Below are 15669 nucleotides of genomic sequence, written 5' to 3'. Positions count from 1 at the left end.
GGGCGAGCACGTACTCCCCCACACCCCGACCCGAGGAGGGCTTGTGAGCCTCACGACCCCGCCACCGTCCGTTCTGGACCTGTCCGCCGCCCCGCTCGCAACCGGTCTGCGGATCGGCGGCCAGGTACTCGAGGGCAGCGCGGCCCCGATCGACGTGATCAACCCCGCGACCGGCGAGGTCATCGTCCGGGTCGCGAGCGCCGACGAGCACGATGTCGACCGCGCCGTCCACGCCGCCGCCGACACCTTCCGGTCCGGCACCTGGAGCCGGCTCGCCGCCCACGACCGCGCCCGGGTGATGCACCGCTTCGCGGACGGGATCGAGGCGCGCATGAAGGACCTGTACACGCTCGAGACGACGAACAACGGGCGCCCGATCACCGAGACGAGGGCGCAGATCACGCGACTGCCGGAGTGGTACCGCTACAACGCCTCGCTGCTGCTCGCCGACCGCGGCGCGGTCGTGCCACTTCGCGGCGACTACCACTCCTACACCAGCCGCTTCCCGCTGGGCGTCGTCGGCATCCTCGCGCCGTTCAACCACCCCATGATGATCGCGTCGAAGAGCCTCGCGCCCGCCCTCGCGACCGGCAACAGCGTGGTGCTCAAGACCTCGGAGCAGACTCCGCTCACCGCGCTGCTGCTCAGCGACATCGCCGCGGACGCCGGGGTCCCGCCCGGTGTGCTCAACGTCATCACCGGGCTGGGTCCGACGGCCGGCGCCGCACTCGCCGAGCACCCCCGGGTCGGGAAGGTCGTGTTCACCGGCGGGACGGAACCGGGGCGCGCGATCTCCGTCGCCGCCGCCCGGCGGTTCGCCAAAGCGACCCTGGAGCTCGGCGGCAAGTCGCCCGTCCTCGTCTTCGCCGACACACCGGTCGAGGTGGCCGCCCGCGGCGCGGCGTTCGCCGCCTTCATCGGGGCCGGCCAAACCTGCATCGCCGGCAGCCGCCTGCTCGTGCAGCGGGAGTGCTACGACGAGGTGGTCGACGCGCTGGCCCGGATCACCGAGCAGATCCGGCTCGGCGATCCGGCGGCCGCGGACACCCAGCTCGGCCCGGTCATCTCCGAACGTGCCCGCTCCCGCATCCTCACCCGCATCCGCGACGGCGTGGCCGAGGGCGCCCGGCTCGTGACCGGCGGGGAGGCCGCGCAGGTCCCCGGCCTCCCCGGGGGCTACTTCGTGCAGCCCACGGTCCTCGCGGACGTCACCAACGACATGCAGGTGGCCCGGGAGGAGGTCTTCGGCCCGGTCGTCGTCGCCATCCCCTTCGACGACGAGGGCGACGCGGTGCGCCTGGCCAACGATTCACCGTTCGCGCTGGGCTCGGCGATCTGGACCCGCGACGTCGCTCGGGCGCATCGGGTGGCCGAGCAGCTGGAGATGGGCATGGTGTGGATCAACGACCACCACCGACTCGATCCCTCCTCTCCCTGGGGTGGGTTGAAGGACAGCGGCATCGGTCGAGAGGGCGGCTGGGAGTCCTTCCACGACTTCACGCACGTCCGCGCAATCACGGTCCGTACGGCCCCCGACGACGTCGACTGGTACGGCGGACGCGCGACGGGACGGCTGAACTGATGGGCGGCCTGGAGATCTCCGCCGTCGCGGACGGCGTGATCGTCGCCGAGCTCGACCGGCCACCGGCCAACCTGTGGACGATCGAGCTCTGCCACGAGCTCGTCGCGCTGCTCGACCACCCACCCGGCGGGGCCCACGTGCTGCGCCTGCGCTCCGGGGGCGAGGTGTTCTGCCTCGGCCGCGAGCGCGCCGGCTCCACGCCCGGTGATCTGCAGGCCGAGGCACGGGTCCTGGTGTCGGTCCAGCGGGCTCTGCGCCGCACGCGGATGGTCACAGTCGCCGAGGTGCAGGGCGACGCCGCGGGCTTCGGGGTGGGCGTCGTCGCAGCCTGCGACGTCGCGGTCGCCACGGCCGGCGCACGCTTCTCCTTCCCGGAGGTGACGATCGGCCTGGCACCCGCCCTCGTGCTGGCCTGGCTGCCACGCGTCGTCGGCGAGCGGCAGGCCTTCTGGCTCACGGCCACCGGGGAGGCGCTGCCGGCAACCCGCGCGATGGAGCTCGGCCTGCTCAGCTCAGTCGTCGAGTCCCCCGACGACCTGCGGCGCGACGTCGATGACCGGGTCGCGATGCTGCGTGCAGGCGACCCGCGGGTGCACGCCGAGATCCGCGACATGCTGCGCGCGTTCGCGCCGCTCGGGGAGGACGATGCCCTCGACGCGAGCGTCGACCGCCTCGTCGTCGGCTCGCTGCGCCGCGGCGAGCGGTGAGCGGGCGGGGGCGCCGGATTGTGCGACGCCCCCACTGTCTCGCTCCTGGCGCCGCCTCGGCTCAGTCGACGAGCGCCACTGCGCGGGTGGGGCCACCGTGCGCCCCGCGCACCTTGAGCGGGAACCCGACGAAGGTGAACCGCGTGTTCACGACCTGGTCCAGGTGGGCCAGGTTCTCGTAGTGCGTGATGTGCTCACGCCGGCACATCATGTGACAGGGATAGCTGGTGCTCACCGGGTTGTCCGGCGTCGGGCTGTCCACCCCGAATGTTTTCACCCCGCGCTGCACGATCCACTCGCTCGCCGACTCCCCCAGCCCCGGGAAGTCGGTCAGGTACCGCTTGTCACCGGCGTACCGGTTCCACGCCGCGGTGTGGAACAGCACGATGTCGCCTTGCCGGACCTCTACCGCCGAGTCCGCCTCCACGCGATCCAGGTCCTCGGCCGTGATGTCGGTCTGTGCCTTGAACTCGGTGACGTCCAGGCACACCGCAGCGCCGAAGAACAGCTCCAGTGGCATGCGTTCGATCGTCTCCGCCTCCGGGTCCGGGTCCAGGTGCGAGAACGAGTCGACGTGCGTCGGGCCGTTGTCGTTGAGCAAGAACCCTGTGGTCTGGAAGGAGAACCCGCTGTCGAACCGCGGTCCGGTCTCCTCGTGCGTCACGTGCTCGAACTGCACGGTCTTGAGGTGGCCCGGGTAGACCTTCATACCCTCGTAGATGTCCTGTGACAGATCGATGATCTGCAACGTGCTCCTTTCCTGGATCTCAGTACATGACGACACCGGCGGTGACGTTGAGGTCCTCGCCGGTGATGGACGACGCGGCGTCGGAGGCGAGGAAGGCGCAGGCGCGCGCGACCTCGTCGGCCTCCACGAGCCGGCCGAGCGGGGAGGAGCCGGTGAACGCGGCGAGCGCCTCGGCCTCGCTGATCCCGCGGGCCGCGGCCTGCCGGCGCACGACGTCGTCGATGCGCGGCCCGGCCACCGCCCCCGGGCACACGGCGTTCACCCGGATCCCGTGCGGCCCCAGCTCCAGCGCCAGCGTGCGGACCAGCCCGATCACGCCCATCTTCGCTGCGGCGTACGGCGTGCGGCCGTGCAGCGGGCGCTTCCCGGTCATCGACGAGATCCCGACGAGTACCCCGGCGCCGGCCGCGATCATCGACGGCACGAACGCGCGGAACGTGAGGAACACGCCGTCGAGGTCGGTGACCACGCACTCCCGCCACTCGGCGAGGGGGATCTCGTGCATCGGCGCGGTGGGGCCGGCGACGCCGGCGTTGGCGACGACCGTGTGCACGCCGCCCCACCGGTCGAGCACCTGCGCGGCGAGGGCCGCCACCGAGCTCTCGTCACCGACGTCGCAGGCGAGCGCGACGCCCCGCCCGCCCCGCTCCTCGATCTCAGCGATGGTGTCGGCGAGGGTCCCCGGGTCCCGGGCGGTTGTGGCCACCGCGAAACCGTCCGCGGCCAGCGCCAGTGCGACGGCTCGCCCGATCCCCCGGTTCGCCCCGGTGACGACGGCGACGCGCTCGCTCACCCGCACTCACCTCGAGTGCGTCGCGCAGTGGCGGAAGGGAACGGCGGTGACTGCACAGCGGCCTCCTCGACGGGTCGAGCCAGGCGCAGGCTCGACCACTGCCGATCGATCCTGATGTGGTCGCGATGGACGAACCATGTCGGAGGAGCCAGGAACACCGGGCGTTCCCTGGTCGCGGTGACAAAGTCGGGTGCGTTGGCGCTACAGATCGTCCAGCTGCACGATGTCGCGCACGGTGAGCGCAAGCTGCAGCTCCAGCCGCGCGTCGGGCCGGCGCAGGCTCCGCCCGGTCAGCTGCTCGATCCGGGTCAAGCGGTAGGTGACCGTGTTCGGGTGGATGACGAGAGCGGCCGCTGCATCCGGCGCCGCGCACCCTGTCGCGAACCACTTCCGCAGAGTTGCGAGCAGGTCACCGCCGCGGCGGGCCTCGTGGGCCACCACCGGCTCCAGCAGGCGATCCGCGAACCGGCGCAGGGCCTCCGGGGTGCCCGCCTCCAGCAGCAGCGCCGACAGCCCCAGGTCCCGCACGTCCACAAACCCGCCTGAACGGTGCGCGCGGCGCAGGCGGGCGGCCCCGGCCGCGATCCGGTACGCCGCCGCGTATTCCCCCGGCCGTGTCGCCTCGGGCCCTTCAACGAGCGTCACCACCGCGCGCTCACCGACGGACTGCTGGACCTGCCGCAGCACCCGCTGCAGCCGCGGGTGCGGGTCCGGCTCCGCCGGAAGGAGCAGCACCTGCACGTCGTCGTAGCGGCCGACCAGGGCTCGCGCGCCGGGTTCGACGGCTCCACGCACCAGCTCCGGCCACCGCGCCACGCCCTCGGGCGGGTCGGCGACGAGGACCGCGAGGACGTTCGGCGTGTCGAGGTCGATGCCGAGCGCTGCGGCCCGGTCCATCACGCCGGGGCGGTGCTGCGGTCCCTCCGAGCGCATGAGGTCGCCGATGAGATCCCCCGACAGCCTCGCCTCCACATCGACCACGTGCCGGCACTTGAGTAGCTCGAGTCCCACGACAAGGGCGAAGCGCTCGATGACGCGCTGCTGCAGCGGCTCGGGGGCGGTGCGCGGATCGGTCACCCACAGGCGGCCGGCGAGGTCGCCGGCGAGCACCACGGGCGCGACCCACGACGCGCAGCCGATCGCACCGGAGCCCGCCCGTCCGGCGGGCGTGGCCGGGACGCGGACGACTTCGTAGCTGCGGGTCTGCGCCTCCAACGCGGTACGCGTCGGGGGGCGCCGGCGCGCCACGACGTCCGGTGGCGCCCGGTAGCCATGCTCCGGCGCGCGGGCGAGCAACCCGCCCTCGGCGTCCTCGACCGTCACCGACGCCCCGAGGATCTCGGCCAGTGACGCCACGATGTCGGCGAGCCCGACGTCCGCCAGCACGAGCTCCATCAGGCGCCGGTGCTGCTTCTCCGCCCATTCCATGGCCACTCGGCCCCGGCGCAGCTCCTGGTTCGCCAACGAAAGCTCGCTGATCGCCGCCTGCTGCCGGGCACGCAGCTGCGCCGTCTGCAGGGCCAGCGCAGCCTGGTCGGCGAGCAGTTCGAGCAGCTCCCGCTCGGCCGGTCCGAACTCGCGCGCCGTGACCGAGTAGCCAACAACGACCCCCGCCCGTTCCGCCGCGCTGCCCAACGGGGCGGCCATCAGGGCCCGGTACCCCTGGGCGGGCGCGAGGTGGCGCAGCCGCCCGTAGCCGGTGACGCCCCCGACGTCGGACACGACGACAGTGCGGCCGTCGCGGTAGGCGCGCGCGGCCGGAGTGTCCAGCTGCGGTCCCGGCGGCCGCGTCATCAGCGAGCCGGCCTCACTGATCAGCGTGACGTAGCCGGCTGTGAGCCCGGAGGATCCGGCCACCTCCAAGCGTTCGTCGCTCCCGTCGGCCAGCATCACCGCGCAGTACTCGAACCCGATCAGAGCGCACGCCTGCTCGGACACTCGAGTCAGCAGCACGTCGAGCGGCTCACCAGCGTTTACGGCCTGCGCGATCTCGCTCACGGCAGACATCCACGATCGCAGCGAGGTCGATACCTGAAACGGGTCCATCCCGCCTCCTCGCGCTCATCGCCGCGAGCTGCCCCGTTGCAGCTCACGCCCTCACCGCAAGACTCTCGCCCTCGAATTGCGGCGAGGCAAGGTCAGGGCCTGCGCCGGTTGTCAGGCTCGCCGAGGTGCGAAGGCGGCTCGCGGATGACCGCCCTGCTCGCATGCAGCCAGATCATCGTCGACTTCGACGACCCGATGATCGACGAACGCGGTCTGCGAGAGATCCGGAGGTGAACCCGTGAAACTGCGATCCAGGCCGTCAGAGTTAGCGGCCGACCGCAGCGAACCCGTGTACGGGTTCGGGCCGGCCGACCTCGGTCAGGTTGGGTCGCCACAGCGACGGCGACATCAGGCCCGGCTCCAGCAGCTCGAACCCGTCGGCGAATCGGGCGATCTCCGCCGCATCGCCTCTTCGACCGACCTCGTCCCCGCGCAGCGCGTCGTGGATCTGCTGCCAGGCCCCGGCCATGACCCAGCGGCGGAACAGACCGTAGACGGTCTGGTGGGGCGGGAAGTCGTGCGGCAGCGCGGCCCCGGCGATCCCACCGGCGACCAGATAGAAGGTCGCGTTCAGCACCATGCGGCAGCTCGGGGGCTGAGTGCACCCACGGCGGGTGAGCGGAACACCACAGCTCTCCCCGCATGATCGAAAAGCGCTGGAGTTCCGCGTGGCACACCCGCGGGCCAAGTTCCGAGATGCGCTCTCAGGCCTGCGGGATGACGGGCAGCAACACGTGGGACTGGCGGTCCGGACCGGTGTGGACGGTAACGTTCCCGCCGAAGACCTCGGCGGGGCGGTCCCGGGGGTCGTCGTGCTTGAACGGGCCCACCCCGTTCCAGACGCCGCCGAGCTTCTCGCCGGTGTCGCTGATGTCCCCGGGGTAGACGTAGTCCTTGCCGCGGACGGTGAGGGCGATCCGGTGTCCCGGGGGCACCACGATGCAGGTCGGCCAGATCTCGACGTCGAGCTCGTAGACCTCGCCGGGTTCGAGCGGCTCGATCTCGTCGTGTGTGTGGTAGGGCCGGTAGGGAAGGGAAAGTTCTGTGTCCAGCTTGCGGTGCGACGCGCGCAGCCAGCCCTGGGCGACGGGGGTGTGCGGGTCGAGGGCGCCGTGGAAGACGACCTCCTTCAGGTCCGGCCCGAACACCCGCACGACCAGGAACAGGTCGGCATCCGCCGTCTCCGACGAGACGAACAGCTTGGCCGCCAGCGGCCCGGTCAACTCGGTCTCCTCGGTCACCAGGGGTGTGAGGAAGGTGGCTCCGTCCCCGAAGCCCTCGTAGGTGATCGAGCCCTCGGTCGAAGGCGGCGCGTCGGAGAGGCTGAGGTCGGTGGCGTCGAGGTAGTACTTCGTCCACTGGGTACGGGCCAGCGGCCACTCGCTCTCGTGCCGCTCGACGAAGCGCTCTCCGGGGTGGCGCACCTGCAGCAGAACCTTCGGCTGCTGGTCCCAGCCGGTGTTCTCTCCCTTGAGGAAGTGTCCGAAAAACCTCTTCTGCAGCGCCACGCCGTAGTCGGTATAGAACTCCGTCCAGTGCTCGAGCCCGTGCACCTCCAGCCACTTCTGCTCGCTTGCCGAGCGCACGAAGCCCTCGAAGTTGCCGCGCGGATGCAGGCCCTGGCCACCCCAGTTGGCCGACGACAGCAGTGGCGTCTCCACCTTCGTCCAGTTGGGCATGCGCGACTGCCAGTACTCCGAGGTGTCGAGCTTGTTCGCCAGGCAGTCCTCGTAGAAGTTCCGCCGGTTGGCACCAAGCTGCTCCTCGGAGAGGGTCTCCGGCCCGGAGACCCAGTCGCCCGTCAACCGGCTGCGATAGCCGTTGGCGCCCTTGCCATTCTGGACGGTCCAGACCTGCGCCTCCGACCAGGACTTGGAGAAGCCGTTGCAGAAGATCCCACCGTGGTGGGCCATGTCCCGGTAGAAGTCCGCGGCGCCCTCCCATGTGCAGATAGCCGCCAAGTGCTTGGGCTGCAGGGCCGCGGTTTGCCACTGGTTCTCCGCGAAGTAGGAGATCCCGTTGAGGCCGACCTTGCCGTTCGACCAGGACTGCTCGCCCGCCCAGTCGACACAGATCGCGAGGTCCTGGGCCTCGCGCAGGGACCAGATGTCGATGACCCCCTCGGAGGTGCCCGCTCCCCGGCTGTCCACCCGGATCACGACGTAGTCGTCCGGGACCCACTTCTCCGGGTCGACGACCTCCCAGACCTGGTACTTGTTCGTCGAGCCGGTGGGCACGTCGGGGTGCTCGGTGCACATCAGGTGCCACTGGTGGGCGTACCCGTCCTCGAAGTGCAGCTGCTTGCCGTACGGCCCGAGAGTCATGATCACCGGGTACCGGCCCTCCGCGGGCGGACGGTAGATATCGGCCCGGAGCACGACTCCGTCGTCCATGACGATCGGAATGTCCCAGTCGATGAGCATCCCGTCACGGAACTCGGTCTTCTCCCTGTGGCGCATTGAACTCCTTCTCCCTCGATGGGCTGTGTGCATGTGCCGGTCGCGACGGGTCGGGCGGAGCCGACGTGCGAAAACGGCTCAGCTGACCTCTCGCTCGGCGGCGATCACGTCCTGCATGAGCAGGTCCCACACGTGGGCGGTGACCTCCTGGAACCGCGGGCTCTTGAGGGTCTCCCGGCTCCGGGGGTGCGGGATGCCCACCTCGATCACCTCGTGGATGTGGCTGGGCCGGCCCTTTAGCACGACGACACGGTCGCCCATGAGCACAGCCTCGTCGATCGAGTGGGTCACGAACATCATCGCGATCGGCCGGCTCTCCCAGATCCGGAGCATCTCGAACTGCAGCACCTCACGGGTCTGGGCGTCGATGGCGCTGAACGGCTCGTCCATGAGCAGCACCTGCGGCTCCACGGCCAGGGCCCGGGCGAGCCCGGCGCGTTGCTGCATACCGCCGGAGAGCTGATGCGGGAGGGACGTCTCGAAGCCGGCGAGACCGACCATCTCGATGTACTCCGGCACCAGCTGCTCGATCTTCTCCTTCGGCGCCTTCTGCAGCTTCAGCCCGTAGGCGACGTTGTTGTACACGTTCTTCCAGGGGAAGAGCCCGAAGTGCTGGAAGACCAGGCTGACGCCCGGCGTCGGACCGCTGACCGGCTTGCCGTCGATCGTCACCGTGCCGGAGTTCAGCCGGGTGAGCCCGACGACGGAGCGCAGCAGGGTCGTCTTGCCGCAGCCGGAGGGGCCGACGATCGAGACGATTTCCCGGTCCTTGATTGTCAGATCGATACCGTCGAAGACCGTCAGGTCGCCGTAGCGCACCCCAGCCTGGGACACGACGACCCGGTCGGCCACCGAGCCCCCGGCATCGTGAGGCCCGGCGCCGCCGGTGGAGCCGGCGCCAGTGCCGGTGCCGGTGCCGGTGCCGGTGCCGGTGCCGGTGCCGGCAGTGGATCGCACCATCGCGGAACTCCTTGTCCGTGCGCGCGTCAGGCGGAGGGGATGAGAGGCAGGAGGAGGTAGGACTGCCGGTCGCCGCCCGTGTGAACGGTGACGGTGCTCTCGAAGAGCTCCGCGGGACGGTCCACCGGGTCGTCGTGGACGAACGGCCCGCAGCCGGTCATCGGGTTCTTCATGTTCGACAGGTGCTCGGCCGGGCCGGGGTAGATGTAGTCCTTGCCGCGGACGTCGAGCTGGACGGTGTGCCCCGCGGGCACCACCAGACAGGTGGGCCAGATCTCGACGTCGAGCTCATAGACCGAGCCCGGCTGCAGCGGCTGCAGCTCATCGTGGGTGTGGTACGGCCGGTACGGCCGGCTGAGCTTGCCGTCGAGCTTGCGGTGGGAGGCCCGCAGCCAGCCCTGCGCGACCGGGGTGTGGGGGTCCAGGGCGCCGTGGAAGACGACCTCCTCCCCCTCTGCGGAGAAGACACGCAGCACCAGGAATAGGTCCGCGTCGGCGGTGCTGGACTCCACGAAGAGCTTCGCCGCCAGCGGCCCGGTGATCTCCGTCTGCTCGGGCAGGGGGCCGAGGATGAAGCTCGCGCCGTCCCCGGTGGTCTCATAGGACACCGATCCCGCCGACGCAGGCCGATCGCCGCTCAGGGAGCCGGAGTCGGCGTCGAGGTAGAAGCGGGTCCACTCGGTGCGTTCCAGGGGCCAGGACTGCTCGTGGCGCACCACGAAGGTGCTGTCCACGTGCCGGATGTTCAGCTGCACCGGCGGCTGCTGGTCCCACCCGTTGTCCTCGTCCTTGAGGAAGTGATCGAAGAAGCGCAGCTGCAGCTCACGCCCGTAGTCGGTGTAGAAGTGGCTCCAATGCTCGAGGCCGTGCATCTCGAGCCACTTCCGGGACGAGGCCGACCGCAGGTAGCCCTCGATGTTCCCGCGCAGGTGCAGGCCCTGCCCACCCCAGTTGCCGGTCGACAGCACGGGCACGCTGATCTTGTCGAAGTTCGGTGCCCGCTCCGCGTAGAGCTCGTCGTCGAGGGGGTGCTCCCTGAACTGGTCACCGAGGTTGGTCATGTTCGCGGCCCGTTCCTCGTCACTCAAGGTCTCGTCGCCGCACACGAGCAGCCCCGAGTTCGGATCTCGGGGCCCCTTCTCACCGAGCCCGTACTGCACGGTGTTGACCTGCATCGGGATCCAGTTGGCCACGAACGTGGAGAGGATCCCGCCGTGGTGGCTCATCTCCCGGTAGAAATCGGATGCGCCTTCCCAGGTGCAGATGGCCGCCAAGTGCGGCGGTTCCAGGGAGGCCACCTGCCACGCGTTGATGGCGTAGTAGGAGATCCCGTCGAGGCCGACCTTGCCGGTGCACCAGGGCTGTCCGGCAGCCCATTCGATGCAGTCGTGGAAGTCGCAGGCCTCGCGCGCGGAGAAGAGGTCCATGTGCCCGGGAGAGCGGCCCGCGCCGCGCGAGTCGACCCGGATGCAGACGTAGCCCTCCGGCACCCATTTCTCCGGGTCCACGACTTCCCAGTTCTGGAAGCGGTTCGTGGAGCCGGCGGTGACGTCGGCGTGGTTCCTGGCCATGATCTCCCAGGAGGTCTGGTAGCCCTCCTGGAAGGGCAGCCCCTTGCCGTAAGGCCCGTAGGACATGAGCGCCGGGAACCGGCCCTCGGCCGCCGGCCGGTAGACGTCGGCACGCAGGACCAACCCATCGTCCATCTGGATCGGCACGTCCCACTCGATGAGGATGTCCTCGGGCGTGGTCTCCCGGTGGTGGGCGCCAGGGGTCTCGATCAACGGCATTCGGGTCTCCTTCTCGGATGCGGTCAGCCGTCGCCACGACGGTGCGGGAACGTTCGATGCGCTGACAGGGAGTGCGGATCGGGTGGTGCGCTCGGTCAGCTGTCAGCGGCCGTACCAGGGCAGGAAGCGCCGGCGGGTCAGGGTGAGCAGTGCCCGGGCCGCGACCACGAACAGCGTCAGCAGGATGACCCCGACGAAGGCCTCATTCTGCTGGAAGCTGCGCGTCTGCTGCAGGATCGAGTAGCCCAGCCCCGGCACTCCGGCGAGGAACTCGACGGCGACCGCGGTGACCAGCGCGCGGGCGATCGCCAGCTGCAGGCCCGCAACCAGGTACGGGATCGCGTTGCGCAGCGCGATGCCGAACCAGATGTTGTGCATCTTCGCCCCGAAGGTGTGGGCGACGTCGAGGTATTCCTTCGGGATCGCGCGCGACCCGTCCGCCGTCGTCACCACGATCGGCAGGAAGGCCGACAGCGCGACGGCGATCAGCCGGGTGTCGCTGGTGTAGCCGAACCAGATGGTCATGAGCGGGACCACGGCGACCATCGGCAGCGTGTAGAGCGCGCTCACGTAGGTGGTGAAGAACCAGCGCACCAGCTTGATCCGGCCCATTGCCAGGCCGAGGAGCAGTCCCGCGACCGCTCCGATCATGACGCCGTAGACCACCGATCCGATCGTGTCCCCGGCGTCCTCCCAGAACGTCTCCGTGGCGAACACCTCGGGGAGCGCCGCGGCCACCGCCGTGGGGCGTGCGATGAACTCCTCACCCAGTAGCCGGGCGGCCACCTCCCACAGGACCAGGAGGAGGATCCCCGTGACCGCGCGGAGCAGCCAGTTCGGCGGCGTTCGATGCTCCTCCTGCACCGGTCCCGGGGGCACCGCCTGCGGCACGCAGGAAGGCTCCGCGGGCAGCGGCACGGCCTCGGTGGGCGTCGTGGTCTGCGCCGCGGGAGCGTCCGCGCTCGCGCCAGGATCCTTGATCCGTGACCGCTCGGTCATCCCGAGAGCCCTTCTCGCCATGCGGCGAATCGCCGCTCGATTGCGCCGCTGATGCCCATGAACGTTACGGCGATGATCGAGATGACCAGCGTCACCGCGAGGGCGCCGGCGGAGTCGAAATTCGTGGAGGCGCGGATCAGCAGGTCGCCGACGCCCGTGGCGTTGAGGAACAGCTCGGCGATGATCGTGCCGACCAGTGCCCCTGCGATCCCCTGTTTGATGCCGGTCGCTGCGTACGGGACGGTGTAGGGGATCACCACGTCGGCCCAGAGCTGCCGTTCCCCCGACCCGTAGGAGTGCGCGACGTCGAGCAGCCGGGATGGCACGCTCCGCGCCCCCTCCATCGCGCTGATCAAGATCGGGAAGATCGCCGACAGGACGACGACCAGGACTTTCGCCCGGAAGTCGAAACCCAGTCCCGACAGGATGAACGGGACCAGGGTGATCACCGGGATGGCGTAGAGGGCGTACACGTACGTCTCCACGGCCGCGGTGATCAGCGGGAACCGGGCGAACACGAGCCCGAGCGGCAACCCCGCGACGACGGACAACCCCAGGCCGACGACGAAGATGCGCCCCGAGGACCACAGTGCCGACTGCAGCTCCCCGCTGCTGACGAGTTCTCCGAGGCGGGCCATCGTCTCGGAGAAACTCGCCAGCAACAGGCCCGCCTGCTCGGCGGCCACCTCCCATACCACGACGAGGACGACCAGGCTGAGGCCATAAACGCACCACCGCGTCCACCTGCTGTCCATGACCACGAGTCCGGCCTCCCTTCCCCCGTCGCTATCAGTTCGTCGACCCGACGAGTTCCATGGCGTCTTCGTAGATGCTCAGGTCCACCATGTCCTCGTACGCCGGGGCCTCGGCCTCGGTGACCGCGCCGGCGCCGATCTGCTCATCGATGACGCCCTGGAACTTCGCCCCGTCATCGATCCCGGAGCCCTCAGGCCAGAACTCGAACTCCAGGAAGAGCTCGATGGACTGCCGCGCGACCTCGATGGGCTGCCCGTTGTGCTCCGCGGCGATCTCCGCGAACCGATCGATGTTCGCCGGGTCGCGGATGAAGTCGTTGGCCTCGATGTAGGCAGCCGTGAGACGGACGACAGTGTCCCGGTTCTCCTCGATGTAGTCGGTCATGGCGACCTGCTCCACGTAGTGGGTGTTCGGGTTCACGTCCTTGACGAGACTGATCACCTCTTCGAGAGCCACATCTGTGGTGGTCTCGATGAATGCCTCTTCGTCGTAGTGCATCGTGCCCACCGTGATCTGCCCCTGGACCAGCGCCTGAATGATCGGCGGGCCGGCGAAGTTCACGAACGTGACATCGTCGACGGTGAGCCCGCAGGACGCCAGCATGGCGACCGTGCCGTTGTAGCGAGCGCCACCGGTCTGGTCCACGCCGATGGTCTGGCCCGCGAGGTCCTCGCAGCTGCTGATGCTCGGGTCGGTCGTCGCGATGTAGTAGTCCGGCTTGTCCATCCCGGCCATCGCCTTGACCTCGGCTCCCTGCGCCACGACGTTGACCAGGTTCGACGTCGAGGTCATCGCAGCGTCGAGCTGACCGCCGACGACCGCGCGGAGGGAGTCGGCCCCGTTGGCGAAGTTCTGGAACGTGACCTCCAGGCCGTACTTCTCGTAGATGCCCTCCTCATCGGCCACATGCGGCAGGATGCTGCCGTAGACCACAGGTGTTCCCGCCGTCCCGTACGAGACCGAGATCAGACCCCCGGCGTCGGCCCCGGCCCCGGACCCCGAGTCGTCGCTGCCGCCACAAGCGGCGCTGGTGAGCACCACGGCAAGGCACCCGCCGACCAGGCGGGAGTGTCGATTGATCTGCCGATGAGCCGTCACTGGCTGGTCCTCCGGAATGCTGCGTCGACGACGATGGCGCACAGATATCAGCTCAGAATCGCGTCGGGCGACCGGCACCACCATGCCTCCGGCGGATGCCGAAGCGGTCGCAACGCTATCAAGCTGTGATTTGAGCAACGTTGGCGTGCCACCTAAAAGCGGGCCAATGTTTTGTCTCATTTCACAAGGACAGGAGCCACTGAGCGGAGCCAGCGCCCCGCGCGTGAGCCGTTCGGACGTGATGTCGAGTTTGGGCGCGGGGTGAGAGAACCGGCGTGCTGGATGAGCGCCCCCTGGTGATCTTCAGGCACTGGACCACAAGATCGTTCCCGGGGGTTGCGCTCGTGCCCACGATATTGTGGTTGTGTTTCGTCGTTGAGCCAGCTGGCTGATCTCGCCCGGCGGCTGAAGGGGAACCAGCCCCTCGCCCGGACCACCGCGGCGCGGGCCCTGAGCGGTCCCGGTTTCCGACTGGGAACCCACCAGCGCGGTCACCGATGACCGCGGGCACGGCCGCCGTGAACGTCGCCCGATCCGCACCGCCGAGGTAGGCGAGTTCCTGTTCCCCGGGGCCTGGCAAGCGTTCCGCCACCATCGCGATGTCGGCGAACTCGACGGCCCCTGGACCTCCGAGGAGGTCATCTACAGTAACCAGTCTCCCCGCCACGCTCGCCGGGCCCGAGCGCCTCAACTACTACCAACGCCAGCACCGGAACGTGGAGGTCCAGCTCCACTGGCCCCCGATGCAGCTTCGGAGAGGACATTCCCGGGTCAGAACCGGCAACACGCCTCGTGTCATAGCCAACTTGCGGAACCTGGCGATCAACACGTTCCGCCTCGCGGCACGCGCCAACACCGCCCACGCCCGCAGCGCCTTCGCAACCACGACGACACCTTCGCTGTGTTTGACATCTGCCCGGATCAGGCCAAAACCGGCGAAGATCCAGAAACGCCAGGGCCCCTGATAGGTAGGTGCGCAGGGTGGGCAGGAATGTGCTGCCCCGGCGCGCGTCCGCGTCGGCAAGAGCCTGCAGGCCCGGCAGGCGCCGGTCGGCGCCGTCGCCGATGAGCTGTCCCAATTCGCACAGAACGGCAATCGCGCTGTACCTCGTCGCAGCGCTGCACCTCGTCGCTGCGCACGAACCGGGGCCTATCCCGTTCAGGCTGCTCGAGCATCGCACCGAGGGCATCCCCCGTTCTCACGCCGGCGGGTGCGCAGGTTGCCCAACCCGCGCTCCGTCGATCCGGTGGCCCCATGCAACCGACCGTGCAGCACGGGGATCACCGGTCGGACGGTCTCCCGCCGCGTTGATGTTGATGTGGTCGGCGAGCAGCGCCGTCCTCTCGCGGCCTCCGCTGATCAGCACCAGCGTCTTCGCGATCGGCTCGATCCCGCGGTTCTCTATCAGCGGTCGACACCGAGCACCTGCAACCATCTGTCAGCCGTTCGCGCCCCACCTGCGGGTGGACCGCTCTGAAACATTCGCGTCGGCGGCGGTGTGATCCGCTCAGCGAAGACCACGGTTGGCTAGCGAAAGTAACAGGAATATCAGGAGCCCGACGACAACAAGATTCACACCATTTAGCAGGTAATTGTGCACAACGTACCAGGAACCCAGAACGAGTAGCGCTGCACCGAGGAGCGCGATCATGATCTGAGCCGACCTGAAACCCTAGGTGCCTCACCGATCTTTCGCTCCATGGGATCACCCCTTGTGCCCGATCGAACTT

12 protein-coding genes are annotated in these 15669 nt (G+C 69.3%); 2 read left to right on the top strand and 10 right to left on the bottom strand.

What is annotated here, in order from left to right:
* Positions 1-43: 43 nt before the first annotated feature.
* Entirely contained in the window at positions 44-1582 is a 1539-nt protein-coding gene (locus tag CFP66_RS37575; protein ID WP_233160036.1) for an aldehyde dehydrogenase, read from the top strand.
* Positions 1582-2289, top strand: a complete 708-nt coding sequence (locus CFP66_RS37570; protein ID WP_094930126.1) for an enoyl-CoA hydratase/isomerase family protein — start codon at positions 1582-1584, stop codon at positions 2287-2289. Before CFP66_RS37575 ends, CFP66_RS37570 begins: the two co-directional genes overlap by 1 nt.
* Before the next feature lie 61 nt (positions 2290-2350).
* Here the strand turns inward: CFP66_RS37570 and CFP66_RS37565 are convergent, their stop codons facing one another.
* From CFP66_RS37565 to CFP66_RS37520, 10 genes are all read right to left on the bottom strand, one after another.
* Positions 2351-3037, bottom strand: a complete 687-nt coding sequence (locus CFP66_RS37565; RefSeq protein ID WP_094930125.1) for a cyclase family protein — start codon at positions 3035-3037, stop codon at positions 2351-2353.
* A 19-nt stretch (positions 3038-3056) separates the two neighbouring features.
* Positions 3057-3830 carry an SDR family NAD(P)-dependent oxidoreductase gene (locus tag CFP66_RS37560; RefSeq protein ID WP_158228366.1) on the bottom strand — a complete coding sequence of 258 codons (774 nt, stop codon included), beginning with the start codon at positions 3828-3830 and terminating at the stop codon, positions 3057-3059.
* A gap of 201 nt (positions 3831-4031) precedes the next feature.
* On the bottom strand, positions 4032-5828 hold the full coding sequence (locus CFP66_RS37555; RefSeq protein WP_158228365.1) for a helix-turn-helix domain-containing protein: 1797 nt from the start codon (positions 5826-5828) through the stop codon (positions 4032-4034).
* 313 nt (positions 5829-6141) lie between these two features.
* Positions 6142-6564, bottom strand: a complete 423-nt coding sequence (locus tag CFP66_RS37550; protein WP_255413924.1) for a transposase — start codon at positions 6562-6564, stop codon at positions 6142-6144.
* A 16-nt stretch (positions 6565-6580) separates the two neighbouring features.
* Complete coding sequence (locus CFP66_RS37545) at positions 6581-8335, bottom strand: CocE/NonD family hydrolase (protein WP_198961935.1); 1755 nt, start codon at positions 8333-8335, stop codon at positions 6581-6583.
* Between the two features lie 78 nt (positions 8336-8413).
* Positions 8414-9295 carry an ABC transporter ATP-binding protein gene (locus CFP66_RS37540; protein WP_143517504.1) on the bottom strand — a complete coding sequence of 294 codons (882 nt, stop codon included), beginning with the start codon at positions 9293-9295 and terminating at the stop codon, positions 8414-8416.
* Positions 9296-9321: 26 nt separating this feature from the next.
* Complete coding sequence (locus CFP66_RS37535; RefSeq protein WP_094930121.1) at positions 9322-11085, bottom strand: CocE/NonD family hydrolase; 1764 nt, start codon at positions 11083-11085, stop codon at positions 9322-9324.
* A 102-nt stretch (positions 11086-11187) separates the two neighbouring features.
* Complete coding sequence (locus CFP66_RS37530; protein ID WP_158228364.1) at positions 11188-12084, bottom strand: ABC transporter permease; 897 nt, start codon at positions 12082-12084, stop codon at positions 11188-11190.
* Positions 12081-12839: an ABC transporter permease gene (locus tag CFP66_RS37525; RefSeq protein WP_143517503.1), complete on the bottom strand. Its 759-nt coding sequence runs from the start codon at positions 12837-12839 to the stop codon at positions 12081-12083. Before CFP66_RS37525 ends, CFP66_RS37530 begins: the two co-directional genes overlap by 4 nt.
* 34 nt (positions 12840-12873) lie before the next feature.
* Positions 12874-14076: an ABC transporter substrate-binding protein gene (locus CFP66_RS37520; protein ID WP_158228363.1), complete on the bottom strand. Its 1203-nt coding sequence runs from the start codon at positions 14074-14076 to the stop codon at positions 12874-12876.
* Positions 14077-15669: the final 1593 nt, after the last annotated feature.

The sequence above is a fragment of the Pseudonocardia sp. MH-G8 genome, assembly GCF_002262885.1.
Taxonomy (GTDB): domain Bacteria; phylum Actinomycetota; class Actinomycetes; order Mycobacteriales; family Pseudonocardiaceae; genus Pseudonocardia.
This window is presented reverse-complemented; position numbering and strand designations above follow the sequence as displayed.

Coding starts and splice junctions, on each gene's coding strand:
- CFP66_RS37570 (WP_094930126.1), top strand. CDS start 1,582: ATGGGCGGCCTGGAGATCTCCGCCGTCGCGGACGGCGTGATCGTCGCC.
- CFP66_RS37545 (WP_198961935.1), bottom strand. CDS start 8,335: ATGCGCCACAGGGAGAAGACCGAGTTCCGTGACGGGATGCTCATCGAC.
- CFP66_RS37540 (WP_143517504.1), bottom strand. CDS start 9,295: ATGGTGCGATCCACTGCCGGCACCGGCACCGGCACCGGCACCGGCACC.
- CFP66_RS37535 (WP_094930121.1), bottom strand. CDS start 11,085: ATGCCGTTGATCGAGACCCCTGGCGCCCACCACCGGGAGACCACGCCC.
- CFP66_RS37530 (WP_158228364.1), bottom strand. CDS start 12,084: ATGACCGAGCGGTCACGGATCAAGGATCCTGGCGCGAGCGCGGACGCT.
- CFP66_RS37525 (WP_143517503.1), bottom strand. CDS start 12,839: ATGGACAGCAGGTGGACGCGGTGGTGCGTTTATGGCCTCAGCCTGGTC.